The sequence below is a fragment of the Vibrio spartinae genome, assembly GCF_024347135.1.
In the GTDB taxonomy this organism is placed as follows: Bacteria; Pseudomonadota; Gammaproteobacteria; order Enterobacterales; family Vibrionaceae; genus Vibrio; species Vibrio spartinae.
The window spans coordinates 170,351-186,078 of sequence record NZ_AP024908.1 but is presented as its reverse complement, the minus strand read 5'-3'; the positions used below and the strand labels follow the sequence as shown (position 1 = coordinate 186,078).

At 46.6% G+C, this 15,728-nt stretch carries 16 protein-coding genes; 9 read left to right on the top strand and 7 right to left on the bottom strand.

What is annotated here, in order from left to right; genetic code table 11:
- Positions 1 to 10: 10 nt before the first annotated feature.
- Positions 11 to 469 (top strand): L,D-transpeptidase family protein, encoded by a 459-nt coding sequence (locus tag OCU60_RS18615; protein ID WP_074375277.1) that lies wholly within the window; start codon positions 11 to 13, stop codon positions 467 to 469.
- Between the two features lie 81 nt (positions 470 to 550).
- On the opposite strand, the gene OCU60_RS18610 is transcribed toward OCU60_RS18615, so the two are convergent.
- From OCU60_RS18610 to OCU60_RS18600, 3 genes are all read right to left on the bottom strand, one after another.
- Complete coding sequence (locus OCU60_RS18610; protein ID WP_074375234.1) at positions 551 to 3,658, bottom strand: beta-galactosidase; 3,108 nt, start codon at positions 3,656 to 3,658, stop codon at positions 551 to 553.
- Positions 3,659 to 3,753: 95 nt separating this feature from the next.
- Positions 3,754 to 5,139, bottom strand: coding sequence for a melibiose:sodium transporter MelB (gene melB, locus OCU60_RS18605; protein WP_074375233.1), 1,386 nt, complete (start codon positions 5,137 to 5,139; stop codon positions 3,754 to 3,756).
- 365 nt (positions 5,140 to 5,504) lie between these two features.
- Positions 5,505 to 5,981, bottom strand: a complete 477-nt coding sequence (locus OCU60_RS18600; RefSeq protein WP_074375232.1) for an Lrp/AsnC family transcriptional regulator — start codon at positions 5,979 to 5,981, stop codon at positions 5,505 to 5,507.
- 188 nt (positions 5,982 to 6,169) lie between these two features.
- Between OCU60_RS18600 and OCU60_RS18595 the strand changes: the two genes are divergently transcribed.
- The 8 genes from OCU60_RS18595 (at position 6,170) to OCU60_RS18560 (ending at position 12,304) form a co-directional block, all read left to right on the top strand.
- Entirely contained in the window at positions 6,170 to 6,514 is a 345-nt protein-coding gene (locus tag OCU60_RS18595; protein WP_074375231.1) for a Dabb family protein, read from the top strand.
- Positions 6,515 to 6,542: 28 nt separating this feature from the next.
- Positions 6,543 to 6,965 (top strand): DUF2000 domain-containing protein, encoded by a 423-nt coding sequence (locus tag OCU60_RS18590; protein ID WP_074375230.1) that lies wholly within the window; start codon positions 6,543 to 6,545, stop codon positions 6,963 to 6,965.
- A gap of 63 nt (positions 6,966 to 7,028) precedes the next feature.
- Positions 7,029 to 8,438 (top strand): phenylacetate--CoA ligase family protein, encoded by a 1,410-nt coding sequence (locus OCU60_RS18585; protein WP_074375229.1) that lies wholly within the window; start codon positions 7,029 to 7,031, stop codon positions 8,436 to 8,438.
- A complete protein-coding gene (locus OCU60_RS18580) occupies positions 8,438 to 9,412 on the top strand; it encodes a branched-chain amino acid transaminase (protein ID WP_083602794.1) in 975 nt (324 codons plus the stop codon). The genes OCU60_RS18585 and OCU60_RS18580 overlap by 1 nt, the downstream gene beginning before the upstream one ends.
- A 24-nt stretch (positions 9,413 to 9,436) precedes the next feature.
- The gene (locus OCU60_RS18575; RefSeq protein ID WP_074375228.1) at positions 9,437 to 10,021 is read left to right on the top strand and encodes a type 2 periplasmic-binding domain-containing protein; all 585 of its coding nucleotides are present in this window, start codon (positions 9,437 to 9,439) and stop codon (positions 10,019 to 10,021) included.
- Positions 10,022 to 10,096: 75 nt separating this feature from the next.
- Entirely contained in the window at positions 10,097 to 10,642 is a 546-nt protein-coding gene (locus tag OCU60_RS18570) for a carboxymuconolactone decarboxylase family protein (RefSeq protein ID WP_074375227.1), read from the top strand.
- A 9-nt stretch (positions 10,643 to 10,651) separates the two neighbouring features.
- A complete protein-coding gene (locus OCU60_RS18565; protein WP_074375226.1) occupies positions 10,652 to 11,590 on the top strand; it encodes an ornithine cyclodeaminase family protein in 939 nt (312 codons plus the stop codon).
- Positions 11,591 to 11,677: 87 nt separating this feature from the next.
- On the top strand, positions 11,678 to 12,304 hold the full coding sequence (locus OCU60_RS18560; RefSeq protein WP_074375225.1) for a LysE family translocator: 627 nt from the start codon (positions 11,678 to 11,680) through the stop codon (positions 12,302 to 12,304).
- Between the two features lie 79 nt (positions 12,305 to 12,383).
- Here OCU60_RS18560 and OCU60_RS18555 read toward each other — a convergent pair whose 3' ends face one another.
- From OCU60_RS18555 to OCU60_RS18540, 4 genes are all read right to left on the bottom strand, one after another.
- Positions 12,384 to 13,352 (bottom strand): GlxA family transcriptional regulator, encoded by a 969-nt coding sequence (locus OCU60_RS18555; RefSeq protein WP_083602793.1) that lies wholly within the window; start codon positions 13,350 to 13,352, stop codon positions 12,384 to 12,386.
- A 63-nt stretch (positions 13,353 to 13,415) separates the two neighbouring features.
- Positions 13,416 to 14,189: a histidine ABC transporter ATP-binding protein HisP gene (gene hisP / locus OCU60_RS18550; protein WP_074375224.1), complete on the bottom strand. Its 774-nt coding sequence runs from the start codon at positions 14,187 to 14,189 to the stop codon at positions 13,416 to 13,418.
- A gap of 115 nt (positions 14,190 to 14,304) precedes the next feature.
- Positions 14,305 to 15,024: an ABC transporter permease gene (locus tag OCU60_RS18545; protein WP_074375223.1), complete on the bottom strand. Its 720-nt coding sequence runs from the start codon at positions 15,022 to 15,024 to the stop codon at positions 14,305 to 14,307.
- Complete coding sequence (locus OCU60_RS18540) at positions 15,021 to 15,707, bottom strand: ABC transporter permease (RefSeq protein ID WP_074375222.1); 687 nt, start codon at positions 15,705 to 15,707, stop codon at positions 15,021 to 15,023. The genes OCU60_RS18545 and OCU60_RS18540 overlap by 4 nt, the downstream gene beginning before the upstream one ends.
- Positions 15,708 to 15,728 lie beyond the last annotated feature (21 nt).

Genomic DNA, 15,728 nt, shown 5'->3' with positions numbered 1-15,728 from the left:
TGTACTGATCATGTTCATCGCATCTCTGAGTTTTTCCGTTGCTGCGCAAGTTGATCGTGTCACCGTCGATAAGTCCAAACGGCGTATTTATCTGCTTGAGCAGGGACAGACGATCAGAACGTATCGCATTGCCCTTGGGAAATTTCCGCAAGGCCCGAAACATCAGGAAGGGGATCACCGGACACCGGAAGGTGACTATGTGCTTGATGCCATCAATCTCAATTCCAATTTCTATAAAGCATTTCACATCAGCTATCCGTCTGCCAAAGACATTGCCTATGCAAAACAATACGATTTGAACCCCGGTGGCGATATTCATATTCATGGTTTGAAGAACGGCTATCGACGTCATCCAGAGTTTATTCAAAGTTTTGACTGGACCAATGGTTGTATTGCCTTAACCAATGAAGAAATGGATGAGTTTATTCGGTTGGTACCGGTAGGCACCCCTATTCATATTGCGTGGTAAATGGGGGCGTCATAAAAAAATGTCGTATATCGGCTTCCTGAACGCGCTCGCATCAATCAGGAAACCGATACAAGCCAATCATTACCGCGCTGCGGTCAACACCACCTGGTAATGATAGTGCGGTGCATCCAACAGGAATTCCGGATGAACACTCGGTGTCCAAGAATCATCGCCTCCGATTCCCATATGGAAACCATCCACATGCAGGTAAACCACCTCATCAGCCACCAGCTCATGCGTATGTCTGGCAGTTTCAAGCATCGCTTGTGAGTAGCGGCTGACACTGAAGTGAAACTCACCTTGCACCGAAATACCGCCCAGCGACAGCTTTCGGGTGTCACATCGCAGACCATTATCCGTTGGGAAAATATAAGGGGTATGCATCTCGCTCACCGTCGCATCGTAACATCCGATTCGGGCGGACAAACAACGATCAGGATAGTTTTCGTGCGGGCCTCGGCCAAACCATGTCACACGCTCAGTCAAAGGCAAGGCACAAGAGAATCCGACTCGCGGCAGAGACGGTAATGCCGCACATGGATACACATCAACCTCAATATGCAGTTCTCCGTGCTGATTGATCGTATAACACCACTGCGTCCGCAACACTTGTCCGGTTGTCGCTGCCTGCTCGGTTATCGCAGTCTCGGCTACCGCAGTATAGTCAAACTGCGTCTTGATCGTTACAGCATGCTCACCGGTTTCTACACTCATAGCGACGCACCGCCCAGTCAGACGATCAAGACCGGCCTGTTTCCAGCGCGCCATCCAGCTGTTCGGGTCAGGCCTGTCAACTTCACTGGTCCCGATATCATTATCGAGCGGCGCACGATAGAAATGATCTTTCAGCGGTGCCGCCAATCGCTGCTCGCCCTGTTGCTCCCAATGCGTGAGATAACCGCTGCCACGATGGAAAGTCCACTGTTGGTCCGCAACCGCAACGATCACCTGCTCATCTGACTCAGAGACTCGAATCTCTGCCGATGGGGTTGCCGGTTCCGCATCTGACCGGGAATATACGGCCTTCAGCTCAAACTGCGACTGCGCAACCGAATGACGGGCCGGAGCCCAGAACGTTGCTTCAGCGAGCAGCAAGTCAACATTCAGATGATACGTTTTTCCTGACTGATACAGACCGTGATCAAGTGGGAGTTCAATCGTGCGCGCTGATTCAGGCGCCATGATGACAGCGTGCTCCCCTGTCGAGATGGCGACGCCGTCTTCAAGTACTGTCCAGCAACAAATCAGCGCCTCTTCAGCAAACAAATGTTCACTGGTCAACGTCAACTGATGTTGACCGTCAAATCCAATATCGTAGAACTGCTGAGCCCGCTTCGCTTCCAATAATGCCGGATGAACCGTGCGATCAGGCCAGATTAAGCCATTAATGCAAAACTGACGATCATTGATTTCATCCCCGAAATCCCCGCCATACGCCCAATAGTGCTGACCATGCTCATCCCACTGAGAGAGCCCCTGATCAACCCAGTCCCAGATAAATCCGCCCTGTAGCCGCGGATACTGACGAAATGCCTGCCAGTATTTGGCAAAACTTCCAAGACTATTCCCCATCGCATGCGCATATTCACACAAGATTAACGGCCGCTGCTCTCCGGGCCGGCCAATCCAATCTTTAATCGCATATTTCGGATTCACCCCCCCCTGATGCTGGTCAACCCGGGCATACATCGGACAGATAATATCCGTGGCCACCGTATCGGCTCCGCCACCTTCATACTGAATCGGACGAGACGGATCACGCTGTTTGGTCCACTGGTACATGGCATGATGGTTCAGACCGATACCCGATTCATTCCCCAATGACCAAATAATCACCGACGGATGATTTTTATCCCGTTCCACCAATCCAATCATGCGCTGCATGTAGGCATGATTCCATTGCGGATCCTCGGACAAACGACACATCGGAAACTGACCGTGCGTCTCGATATTGGCTTCATCGACCACATACAAACCATACTGATCACAGAGTTCATACCAACGCGGATGATTCGGGTAATGCGATGTGCGTACTGCGTTAAAGTTGTGCTGTTTCATCAACAGAATATCTTTGATCATCGTCGCTTCATCGACATAATGACCGGTTTCCGGATGGTGTTCATGCCGATTGACGCCTCGGATCAACAGGGCTTTGCCATTCACTTTGAGTAACCCATCTTCAATGGCAACCGTGCGGAACCCGACCGCAAACGCTTCACATTCGATCACCTGTGCTTGCGCATCCAATAGCATCACCACACAGCGGTACAAATAAGGGGTCTGCTCATTCCAGTGACGGGGACGTGATATCGTCAAGTGGTGTTCGACCTGATCTGCCCAGCCGCCTTTCTCATCAACTGCATTGTGATTGGTCGCGCAACAGGTTTCCCCCTGCATCGCGACAGGTTGGCCTGTGGCATCAAATAACCGCACCTCAACGTGATGCGTCGTCGTTTGCTGACTCAGCTTCGTCGTCACATGTAGTGATCCATCCTGATAGAGGGCATCCAGTTCCGGGCGTAAAAAAACATCATTTATTGCAATGGCAGGTTTGTGATACAGGTACACATCGCGGAAAATACCGCTCAGCCACCACATGTCCTGATCTTCCAGATAAGACCCGTCAGACCAGCGCATCACCATCACAACCAAGCGATTGTGACCGGTGTGGATATAAGCCGTTAAATCAAATTCTGCCGGCAAACGGCTGTCTTGCGCATAACCAACCCATTGTCCGTTACACCACAAATGAAATGCCGAATTCACCCCTTCAAATAGAATCCGGGTCTGCTCTCCGGCGACTGGTGCCACTGAAAAATCACAGGCATAACACCCCGTCGGATTTTGCTCGGGAACCTCTGGCGCCCGATCAGGAAACGGATATTTCACATTGGTGTAGATCGGATGATCAACCCCTTGCATCTGCCAGTTACCGGGAACATCAATCTGTTTCCATGCCGATAAATCCTCTGCCGGATCAATGATCGATGCCTCAACCATTTCAGGAGTGGGATAGAGTTTGAATGCCCATTGCCCATTGAGATAATGACGACGACTCGTTGTCCCCTGACGGGCATCTTCTACGTGACGATAGCTGTGTAGCGGGACGTGAGCAGGCAACGTATGCATCCGGACAGCGCTCGGATTCTGCCAATCTCGACTCGCGATAATATCTTGAAAAGTTCGCATGAACACCTCGTTATAATATAAGGCAGGATGGCAACCGCCATCCTGCCTGTCTTTTGCTCATCAATGCAGTTGTTTTTTTAATCCAGCAACGCTGGTTATGCCGTTGTTTCTTTGGCCATATTTAAAGAATAGGTTTCGAAATCTTCCGGCCGGAAGCCTTCATGTAGTCGGTAGTAACGTCGATAAACCAACGCACTCACGATCATCAGTACAACAGGAATACCAATCATTAATGTCTGTAATCCGAGAATTGTCCCTTCAGATTGTTGAACATTCGGCACATATCCGACGGCCGAAAGCCCAACCCCGACAATAAAGGCGCCAGCAGCACTGGCAAATTTAACCAGCATGGTTTGGACAGAGAAAATCACACTTTCACTGCGTCGGCCGGTGATATGCTCACCATAATCAACGACATCAGCCAGCATTACGGTTTGCAGACCATTGGTGATCCCGACACCAAACTTGATTGCCGCACCGGACAGGCCAATTAAATACACATTCCCCGGAGCAACCACGCCCATCACCACCAACAATAAGCATGACAAGATCGGGAACATACAGGCGATAACCCACAGATGTTTACGCGGCAATAAGGCCGCCAGCCGCGGAAAGAGGAAAATACCGGCGACTTCAGCAGCACCGGCAACCATCATATAAACCGGAAACAGTTCTTTATCACCCACAGCATAGGTAAAGTAGTAAATCGCGAAACCACCAACCAGCATATTGCCAATCTGGAACGCCAATACCGTTGCGATTAATACTTTCAGCTGGTCGTTACCACCAATGATGCCGATTGCATCTTTAAAACCGAACTTCTCGACCGTCTGTCCGGTCGCAACCACTTTTTCTTTGACATTCTTAAACGTAATCAGCGCGCTAACGATGAACAAAACAGCAATCATGATCGAAAGTTCAAAAAATCCTTGCCCCTGATCGTCACCGCCTAGCTTTGCCACTATCCACAGCCCATAACTACCGACAACGAACCAAGCAAAACTGGCAAACAACCGCGGCCAGACAACCAACTTTTCCCGTTCCCGACGGGAGCTGGAAATCGCAGGGATCATCGACCAGAACGGAATGTCCATCACGGTATAGGTCAAGCCCCATAAAACATAAATCACTGCGGCATAGACATAAGCAGCGGTGCCTTCAAACATATGCGAACAAAATAATGCAACCAGCACAAACGCATTGATCGCTGAACCAATCAGAATCCAGGGCCGAAATTTACCGTAACGGGTGCGTGTGTTGTCGACCACAATCCCCATCATCGGATCGGTGATCGCATCAATCATCCGGGCAGCCAGAAAAACCATCCCGACATACGCGGCAGAGAGCTCAACAACATCAGTAAAATAGAACATCAGAAATATATAGATAGGCGCACAGGCAAAATCTTTACCTAATGCGCCCAGACCGTAGGATAATTTGGTTTTCAGCTCAATATGAGTCTCGTTCTGTTTTTGATTCATAGGGACGCTTTATCATTATTTTGTTGAACATGCCGCGTACTATATTGAGCGAATTGTAAGAAAACTGTGATCATCACGCCGTTTAGTGAGAACGTTTCCACTAATATGAAACAATCGGAAAGAGATCACATTATCTCTCTGAAATCCCCAAGAAAAGTGGATAAAACAGTCGCCACGACAGACCGAAGAATACATCTTAATCCAGATATATCATATAATTGCGTCAGTATGGCGAGATAAAACAGCAAGGGCTGACTTATCTCCCCACGGATCATGACGATATAGGCGATAATTGACGTCAAACGATGGGGAATCGCCCCTATATGTAAACGATATCATCAACAATCAGAGATTGTATTTGTTGCTTACGCGCCGGATACGGTTTCGACGGGCAGAGAAGCAAAGGGTTTGATCTCCTTTAAAACAAACATACTCTGCATCTCTTTAATGCCCGGCAAACGCCGAATCACTGACATTGCAAATTCCGCATAGGAATCGAGATCATGGGAGACAACCTGAATCAAGAAGTCAGCATCCCCGCCAATACTGTAACAGGCAACAACATTCTCAAGTGCTGTCACTTCTTGCTCAAATTTGCGCGCTTCGGCTTCACTGTGGCTATCAATACTCACCCGTACGAAAACCATCACACCCATGCCTATTTTTTTCCGATCCAGAACCGCACGGTATCCTTGGATGATTTCATCTTCTTCCAACTTACGAACTTTGCGCCAGCAGGGTGACGATGACATGCCGATTTGATCGGCCAGCTCCTGATTGGTCATCCGTGCATCTTGTTGTAACAAGGTCAAAATTTGAATATCTGTCTTTGTTAGTGCCACTGAGGTCAAATCCTTTCATTTTTTTGCCATTTATAGGGTAATTTTGCCCTACAACCATTGCCCCTAACGTGATATAGGTAACAAATTTCTATCATTCTGATGCATAATGGACAGCAACAACAACGTCAAAACATAATTACAGTTCATCACATTCACCAAGAACAATGATTCACCAAGGATGGAATTCAATGATTCTACATGTCGTGCTATTTACTTTTAAAAAGAACTGGAGTTGGTCTTCCACCAATGCAATCGAGGCAGAACAAGCAACACGTAATCACCCTCGTCATATTGAGGAAATAAAAGGATGGATATGTGGCCGCAATATATCCCGCCGAGAAATTGCTGCTGACTTTATTGTTATTGGAATATTCAATAACACCGACGAATTGGAAAAATATATCGACCACCCAAATCATAGAGAAGGTGTTGAAAAATGGAAAGCGATAGCCGAATGGAATATTGTTGATATCGATTTATCTACCGATTTTTCTCTGGCCACCGGATATCTGGATTTATTATCCACCTTGTAAATACAATTTAAAAATAAGTGAGGAATTCATGGAGTTTGATGCAAGCAAGCACAAATGTACCATTATTGTCGATCAAGATTTACATCCGGGTTTAGCAATTAATGCAGCAAGTGTGATTGGAATCAGCTTTGGTAAAACAGTCAATAATCTCGTCGGCCCTGACATGCAAAGCATGGATAATGTGAATTACCCGGGTGTCATATACTCGCCACTTCCCGTGTTACTCTCGACAGGAGAACATATACAAAGCCTGCTTGCCACCGCTGAACAAAATGATCAGATTTATACCATGCCTTTTAGTGCACTGGCCCAGTCATGTAAAACGTATGATGAATATGGAGAAAGAATATCATCGGTAACCAGTCAACATATTGAATTAGTCGCCATTGGTATGATTGGTCCGAAAAAAATCATCAATAAACTCACGGGAAATCTGCCGTTATTTAAATAAACAACCAGAGATTCAATAACCTCCAACAATTACACACATAGAGAATTGATTAAGGAAAATCTCATGTATGCGATTTTTAAAGATGAATTAGTCAAGCAAGCAAAATATATTTTCCAACAACATAAAAAATTTGAAAATGGCGAATATTCTCACCAACAACTCATTCATCATCAAGAAAATAAGCTTAAAGACGTTCTAAAATATGTTATCAATGGTTCTGGTTTTTATAAAAAACATTTATCAGGAATCACGGCGTCAGATATTGATAAGTTTTCTCTTTCTACGTTGAACACATTACCATTTACCACCAAGAATGATCTCCGTGAAAATAGAAACCGCCTAGCCTCGGCATCACTCGATAAAAGTTGGGTATACTACGAAACGACAGGCACGACCGGTGCCCCTACGCCATGCCCCCGGAATGAACTTGACTCAATTTATAATAATACGCCACTGATTCTCCGCTACGGGCAAATTTTTCAACAGCATGGTGACAAACATATTGTTGGCGTGATGGGTCCGACCGAGTTGCACTCGACAGGCGATACATTTGAAGATGTATTCCGCAGTTTAGGCCACAGTGTGGTCAAAATGTGGCCTCGCTCTCCCGTTGTCGGCATGAACCGTGCGATGGCACTCATCAATGAGTTACAAATTACAGCGCTCGTGTGTACACCCGCAGTGGCGATCAATCTCGCCCGATACCTGAAGAAAAATCATGTGTCCCCGGCAAAAAGTAGTGTGCGGGTCATTCTGACATTAGGCGAACTCACCACACCCGCTTTGCTGCGTAATATCGGTGAAACATGGGGAGCCCAAGTATACAATTGTATGTACGCCTCTCAGGAATCGTCTATTTTGGCTGTCTGTGACAGTGACCAATCACTCTATACTGTCCCAATGAATAACTACTATGAGTTAGTCGATCCGATCAGTGGTGACGTTATTCCTGCTTCCGCAACGGAAACCAGCGGTGAATTGGTAATTACTCATTTATATCAGGGACAGAAACCGCTGATTCGCTACCGCACTGGTGATATGGTCAGAGCAACACTGATGCCTGACGGTCGGCTGAAGATTGTTCCGATTGGTCGCGTCCGGGACACACTAACTTTAGGTGGCTGCAACTACTGCGCGTGGGATATTGAGGCTGCTCTGTTAGAAAAACTGACAGGCTGTTTAGACTATGCCATTCAGATTGATGAAAAAAATGGTATCGATCACTTAAATATTATTGTTGAGTTAATCGAAGACGTCCCGCAACAAGCCGTCATGCTCGCGCAAACCAAAGCTTATATGGCAGACCGAATCAAACATGTTGAGATCAATATTCAGGCCGGTGAAACCACCAATATTACCAGTACATCTGCCATGGTCAGTTGGAAAGCAGCCAGACTACATGATTTAAGAGCACAAGGTGATAACGCTGATCGCGATGCAGCCATTGCGCTGTTAGGACAGGGGTTTCAATAATGACCGATACCACGACTGAAATGAATCCTCAGCAACATCACTCAGGTGTCCATCACCCTTTTATCTATCTCGACAATGAATATCGACCGGCAGCGGAAGCGTCGATTCCAATTACAACGCAGGCATTTAATTATGGGACCGGCGTCTTTGAAGGGATTCGCGCTTATCTCACTGAAGATAAGCACACCTTGAATGTTTTCCAATTAGATGCGCATATCGAACGGTTCATCAATTCTGCCAAACTGCTGTTGCTTGATCACTTGCCGTCTCATCAGGAAATGAAAGAAATTATTCTTGAGCTGCTAAGAAAAAATCAGGCAAGTACGGATTGTTATATCCGGCCGATTGCTTTTAAAAAGAGTCTCCTCCCCGGGCAGGGATTTGGCGTCAAACTCTCCGGTGTCAGCTCAGGACTTGCGATTAATAGTTTAAACATGCCTTCGGTATCAGCTCAGAAAAGTCTTCGCTGTACGATTTCAAACTGGAGAAGGGTTGCCGATAACTCGATTCCGGCACGCGCAAAGATAACGGGGAGCTATATCAACTCAGCACTCGCCATGGAGTCAGCGTATCGCGCTGGATATGACGATGCCATCATGCTCAACGTTCACGGCAATATTGCAGAAGCAACGACATCGAATGTTTTCTTAGTCAAGAAAAATAAACTCATCACACCAGCGATTAATTCTCACATTCTCGAAGGGATTACAAGAAGCACAGTCATGACCTTGGCGACAGAAGAGTTAGGGCTTGAAGTTGAAGAGAGAGATATTTCACCATCCGAGCTCTTTGCTGCGAATGAGTGCTTCCTGACCGGGACCGGGATGGAAGTTTCCCCCGTAACGCAGATTGATCACTGTTATTTCAATAGTGCTGAACCCCACAGTATCACCTCAGAAATTCAACGTTTGTATATCAAGTCGGTTCGAGGACAACTGAATCAGTTTCAACAGTGGTTAACGAGTGTGAATTGATGCTTATCATGGAGAGATAGACAAATGAACATGAATTTTATGGACATGGGACTTGTGCATGCGACATGTCACCCTGTTTATACATTAGGCCCACCGGGGACAAGCAGTGAATTCGCTTCAAAATATTTTTGTAAGCGGATGAGAGAATTCTATTCTGACAGTTTGAATATCATCAATCTGAATGAAACCTATGAGCTGGCGCGTGATCATACCAAACAAGACAATGGGTTATTGATTGTTGCCAATGCCTATCAAAAAATTAATGATTTCTACATGGACTCTCATTTGAATCTGTTAGCAACATTTGTTTTTGATACGCCTTTATACGGAATTGCAACCAATCGTTCATTACCACGTCGGCCACTGAAGATTGCATCTCATCCTGCACCGATACCATTAATTAATGAATTACTTCCTCAAGGTTTGCAGATAGAAACCATTATTGAAAAGAATTCAACCAGTGAAGCCGCCAATGCTGTCACTCAACATGAAGCCGATATTGCCTTAACGACAGAAATTGCAGCAGGTCTGCACAATTTATCGTTTATATCCAATGTCCGCCCCATCCATATGTTGTGGTCTGTATTTGGGTGCAAGACTTCGGCATAAAATGCGGCCCATTCACATGTTTCGCCATCAATAGATTCGTAAAGAAGAACAAAGAAAAGAAAGGAAAAGAGAAAAATGATAGAGATGAAATTACACACGATTGACAGTGCACCGGATGGCAGCCGTAAGCTTTTGCAAAGTTCGATTGATAATTTCGGATGGATCCCCAACCAAAGTGCGTACATGGCTGAATCCCCCGATCTGCTGGCTTCTTATCAGTTTGCGCATGACCGATTTTCACAATGCTCCCTGAACGAAACAGAGAAAGCAGTGGTCTGGCTCACAACCGGTGTGATTAACCAATGCCCTTATACGATTAAAGCACATTACTGGATTGCCATTCACAATGGTGTCGCAAGTGATATTGTCGATAAAATGATTCATCATCCTGAACAACTCCCGACACGATTAGCCGCACTTCACCAATTTACGCAAGCAGTGATTCTCTCTCAGGGCTCAATTCCTAAAGATAAAGCACACCATTTTTTAGCAGTTGGCTTCACACAACAAAATATGCTTGATGTTATTTTAGGTATCTCCCAGAAAACCATGTCAACTTTACTCAATAGCTTGGCAGACACACCGGTTGAACCGCAATTCATGGATACGGTTGAGGCATGAGGTGATTGTATGCATTACTTTAATCGAGCAGATGTTGAACAAACCCTATCCATCCCTCTTGCCATTGAGTTAAGTCAAACGGCATTTGCTTTGCAAAGTCAGGGGAAAGTGGTGCAGTCAGTCCGAAGTATTATCCCAGCACCAGATGGACGACTGATGGGAACGATGCCGGCTTATATCTCCGAGGGCAAATATTCAGGCTTCGGCCTGAAATCTGTCTTAGTCAATTTTAATCCACACCAAGGTTCAGCCTCTCATGAAGGATGCATCCTATTATTTGATGAACAGACAAACGGACATATGGTGGCGGTTGACGCAGGCTCAGTCACCGAGCTAAGAACGGCGGCGGCCTCCGCTTGGGCAACACATTTACTTGCACCACAACATGCCACACACCTTGCGATTCTGGGCACGGGCCTGCAAGCACGGAAACACTTGCTCGCCATGCTCGCTGTCCGTCCGATTCAACAGGTTACAATCTGGGGCAGAGACCAGACCAACGTGGATCAGTTTGCAACATGGTGTGCCAAGCATCCAGCACTCAACATCACGGTTGCAGCAACCCCAGCCGAAGCGGTCTCCGACGCTGATATTATCTGTACGGTCACCGCAGCCCGGGCCCCATTACTGCAACTTGGTGATTTACCGCAAAGCTGCCATATCAATGCGATTGGCGCATCAGCGATTGGATTCCAAGAGCTAGATCCGGCGATCTATGGGGCGGTTGAACACTATGTCGATTCACGAGAGTCATGCTGGAATGCCTCTCAGTGTCTTCAGCAAGCCCAAGAGAAAGGATACTTACCTGCCGATCATGTCAGTCCAGAAATTGGCGAATTAGGCGGACATCTTCTGGAAAACCGCCCTGAACGTACACTGTTCAAATCTGTCGGCCTGGCGGTTCAAGACCTTGTTTTTGCCAGAGAAGTCATGAATAAGAATCAATAAAATCCAACCGAAAGGAGTCGATTGCACCATGGTCATTTTCAGCACGACTCAGATCAAATCTGTCCAATATAAGTAGGATCAATAACCATGCTAGAATCAACACAAATATTTGCCTATATTGCAGCCTTAGGCGTCGCGGCTGCTATTCCGGGTCCCGGAATGACCGCATTGGTGGCTCGGAGCGTAAGTGGCGGCGCAATCACTGGGTTTACGATGCTGGCTGGGTTGATTCTGGGGGACTTAGTCTACCTTTCATTTGCGGTATTCGGTCTCGCGGTGATCGCGCATCACTTCAGTACCTTATTCACCCTGATCAGTTGGGCGTCTTCTCTCTATCTGGCTTGGCTGGCTTGGCAATTCATTACCTGTAAACCGGACAGTATTCAAATTGATCAAAAGACCTCCAGACGGGAGCTGACTTCAGCGTGGTTTTCCGGTTTCACCATTACTTTAGGTAATCCCAAAACGATCGCATTCTATTTAGCGATCTTACCGCTGGTCATTACCTTAGATACGGTCTCGGTACAAACATGGGGACTGTTACTGGTACCGCTGACCATTGCTGTATTAATCGCAGTCGGTTCGATCTTTATTTTGGGGGCCCTGAAAGTCCGACGATTTCTTGCCAGCCAAAATGCTCAGATGCTGCTTTTCCGTTGCGCTGGCATCATGATGCTTGCCGCTGCGGGGAGTATGATTGCCAAAACATTGTGAGATGTTGGGTGATCAGAGATGCCACACGAGATAACGTCAGTCATAATGACGACCAGAAAGGACGTCATCATCGTCACATCTATTTCGCCTGTAACATTTTTGAACGTTCTTCGCGCGGTGTCATGTGGTAATAAGCTTTATAAGCACTGGAAAAATGCGGTCCACTGGAAAAACCACACAATAACCCAATTTGGACAATCGAGGTATGGGTCGTCAGCAATAGCTGACGCGCCCGTTTCAAGCGCAGCTGCAGGTAGTAACGAGCAGGCATGGTATCGAGATAACGCTTGAACAGCCGTTCGAGCTGGCGACGAGAGATATGAACTAATTCGGCAATTTCATCCGTTGACAATGGTTCTTCCAGATTATTTTCCATCAGTTCAACCGCCATCGTCAAACGAGGTTGAATATCCCCGCCAAACTGCTTGAATGGCAATCGCTGCCGCTCTTGTGCCGGGCGAATGCGATCCATACAAAGCTGATCAGAAACAGCATAAGCCAGTTCTTGGCCTTCGGTCTCTTCAAGAAAGTCCACCAAACAGTCGAGCGTTGCTGCTAATCCCGCAGTCGTAATCAGGCGTTTATCACGCTCATACAGATGGTCGGACAGCTCAATCGAGTCATAACGCTCACTAAAACGGTCCATTAAAGCCCAATGCACGGCGGCACGCTGCTGATGCAGTAACCCACTCTCAGCAAGCCAGAAAACACCGGCATAACTGGCGAGAATCGTTTTCCCCTGTTGATAAAAATGTTGCAGTTTTTTCTTCTCCAGCGCTGAGACCGCTTCATCCGGTACGGAATCACTCACAACGGCCAGCAAGTCACACTCAAAAGTATCCGATAAGAGCATAGAATTGGGTAAATGAGATGACTCGGAAAACGCCTGCTCTCCGACAGGAGTAATATAAACACATCGAAACTTCTCTGCTCCGAGAATGTCATTAGCGACGCGAAAAGGCGCTTCTAACGATCCAATGGTATACCAAGAGTAACGATCAGGCAGATAGATCGCGACTTGGTAAATCGATGAGTCAGTATTTATCATTCAGAGCACTTGTGATGTAAATACAGATATGAAAATGCAGCATCATGATGCTGCATTTTCGCGTTATTTTAAAGCACCGGAAAGAAACTGCTGCAAACGTTCACTTTTCGGCTGACCGAAAACGACTTCCGGATGCCCTTCTTCTTCAATTTTTCCCTGATGCAGAAAAATCACATGGTTTGAGACATGCCGGGCAAAGCCCATCTCGTGAGTCACCACGATCATGGTTTTGCCCTCTTCAGCGAGTTGCTGCATGATCTTCAGCACTTCACCGACCAGCTCAGGATCCAGCGCAGAAGTCGGCTCATCAAACAGCAACACTTCCGGCTCCATTGCCAAAGCACGGGCAATCGACACTCGCTGCTGCTGTCCACCGGACAAATGGGTCGGATAGCTTTGTTGCGCCCGTTCATCGATGCCAACTTTACTGAGATAAGCAATCGCTCTTTCACGTGCTTCTTGCTTGCTGATGCCCAGCACCTGAATCGGGGCAATCATCACATTTTCCAACACGGTCATATGGCTCCACAAGTTAAAATGCTGGAATACCATCGTCAATTTGGTGCGAAGTAGCTGCAACTGTTTATGGTCACTGACCTTGAGTTGCCCATCAGTATCGCGCTTCATCTGAATCTCTTGGCCATGAATATAAATGGCACCTGCCGAAGGTTTCTCCAGAAAGTTCAAACAGCGCAACAGGGTACTTTTCCCTGATCCGGATGACCCGATAATACTGATCACATCACCGGCATTGGCCTGTAAAGATACGCCTTTAATGACCTCATGCTGACCGTACTTTTTATAAAGATCACTGACGGCCAGTTTTGTGTTTTGCATAATGCTTGTTCCTTAACAATCGGTTTCCTGAAAAACCGGTTTCCTGAAAAATCAGTTCCTGAATCCTCAAGCCCGTCAAATGAGAGCCGCCACCGGAAACCTAAAAATCGATGTTCTAATGTTTGACTGGTATCGGATGTAAGTGACGCAACCATTTCTTTTCAGCACGTCGGAATAACGCCACCAACAAAAATGAAATCACTAAATAAAGTATGGCAGCAATCCCAAAGGCATAAAATGATTTATAAGTCGCCGCATTCACATCCCGAGCGATTTTAAGAATATCAGGCACCGTTGCCGTAAATGCTAACGATGTTGAATGAAGCATGATAATCACTTCATTACTATATGCGGGAATCGCGCGACGCAGTGCTGAAGGAATCACAATACACCGGTAACGCTTCCAGCGAGAGAAGCCGTATGCTTTCGCCGCTTCAATCTCTCCCTGGTTGGTTTCGCGGATTGCACCGGCAAAAATCTCAAGTGTATAGGCACAGGTGTTGAGAAACAGTGCAAAAATTGTGCAGTTATAGCCGCTCCGGAAAAACCAGTTGAGAAACTCCGTCGATCGGACAAATCCCAACGTGTATACCCCTGTATAGAAAATCAGCAACTGAACATACAGCGGTGTGCCACGGAACAGATATGAAAATAGCCATACGGGTAACGACAGCCAACGGTTTTTAGACACCCGAGCCAGTGACAATGGGATGGAGACAATGAATCCCAGCGACACGGAAATGACCAATAACCATAGCGTCACAGCCACACCGGTAAAGTGGTAACCATCCGACCACAAAAATGCTTTGCCGTAGCGTTCAAGTATTTCAATCATGACAAACGACCTCTATGACTGTATGCGTAGCGACGCTCCAGCCAATAAAATGCCAGATTTGATAATGTGGTAAAAATCAGATAAACCGCAGCAGCAATAATCGTAAAGTAGAAAAACTGATAGGTTCCTTTTCCGGCCATCTGCGTTGTCTTGACAACATCGGCAAGGCCGATAATTGAAACCAATGCGGTTGATTTAAGGATCACCAGCCAGTTGTTGGACAAGCCCGGTAACGCATGACGCATCATCTGCGGGAAAAGAATCACCCGAAACACTTGCCATGGTGTAAAGCCATAAGCGGTTCCGGCTTCAATCTGCCCTTTGGGGACCGCCAGAAAAGCGCCGCGAAAAGTTTCCGTCAAATAGGCACCATAGATGAAACCAATCGTCAAAACACCGGCTGTGAATGGGTCAATGTTAATTTGTTGCCATCCCAAAGATTCGGTGAACTGATTGAGCCCCAGCTGCAAGCCGTAAAAAATCAGCATCATCAGCACCAAGTCAGGAATACCACGAATCAACGTGGTATAAACATGGGCGAGCGCGATGACCGGACGGCTGCCAAACAGCTTGGCACAAGCCCCGATCAATCCCAGAATAATTGAGAAAATTACCGAAAGAACTGCCAGTTCAATCGTCATGATTGCACCATCAAAAATGATGCCACCATATCCATAAAGCATAATGCCTTCCTAAATAAACAC

What these genes read in the sequence shown, in the direction of transcription:
- OCU60_RS18560 (WP_074375225.1), top strand. Translation starts at nt 11,678, where the DNA reads ATGCTAGAATCAACACAAATATTTGCCTATATTGCAGCCTTAGGCGTC.
- OCU60_RS18570 (WP_074375227.1), top strand. Translation starts at nt 10,097, where the DNA reads ATGATAGAGATGAAATTACACACGATTGACAGTGCACCGGATGGCAGC.
- OCU60_RS18545 (WP_074375223.1), bottom strand. Translation starts at nt 15,024, where the DNA reads ATGATTGAAATACTTGAACGCTACGGCAAAGCATTTTTGTGGTCGGAT.
- OCU60_RS18555 (WP_083602793.1), bottom strand. Translation starts at nt 13,352, where the DNA reads ATGATAAATACTGACTCATCGATTTACCAAGTCGCGATCTATCTGCCT.
- OCU60_RS18540 (WP_074375222.1), bottom strand. Translation starts at nt 15,707, where the DNA reads ATGCTTTATGGATATGGTGGCATCATTTTTGATGGTGCAATCATGACG.
- OCU60_RS18565 (WP_074375226.1), top strand. Translation starts at nt 10,652, where the DNA reads ATGCATTACTTTAATCGAGCAGATGTTGAACAAACCCTATCCATCCCT.
- OCU60_RS18585 (WP_074375229.1), top strand. Translation starts at nt 7,029, where the DNA reads ATGTATGCGATTTTTAAAGATGAATTAGTCAAGCAAGCAAAATATATT.
- OCU60_RS18580 (WP_083602794.1), top strand. Translation starts at nt 8,438, where the DNA reads ATGACCGATACCACGACTGAAATGAATCCTCAGCAACATCACTCAGGT.
- OCU60_RS18595 (WP_074375231.1), top strand. Translation starts at nt 6,170, where the DNA reads ATGATTCTACATGTCGTGCTATTTACTTTTAAAAAGAACTGGAGTTGG.
- OCU60_RS18610 (WP_074375234.1), bottom strand. Translation starts at nt 3,658, where the DNA reads ATGCGAACTTTTCAAGATATTATCGCGAGTCGAGATTGGCAGAATCCG.
- melB (WP_074375233.1), bottom strand. Translation starts at nt 5,139, where the DNA reads ATGAATCAAAAACAGAACGAGACTCATATTGAGCTGAAAACCAAATTA.
- OCU60_RS18575 (WP_074375228.1), top strand. Translation starts at nt 9,437, where the DNA reads ATGAACATGAATTTTATGGACATGGGACTTGTGCATGCGACATGTCAC.
- hisP (WP_074375224.1), bottom strand. Translation starts at nt 14,189, where the DNA reads ATGCAAAACACAAAACTGGCCGTCAGTGATCTTTATAAAAAGTACGGT.
- OCU60_RS18590 (WP_074375230.1), top strand. Translation starts at nt 6,543, where the DNA reads ATGGAGTTTGATGCAAGCAAGCACAAATGTACCATTATTGTCGATCAA.
- OCU60_RS18615 (WP_074375277.1), top strand. Translation starts at nt 11, where the DNA reads ATGTTCATCGCATCTCTGAGTTTTTCCGTTGCTGCGCAAGTTGATCGT.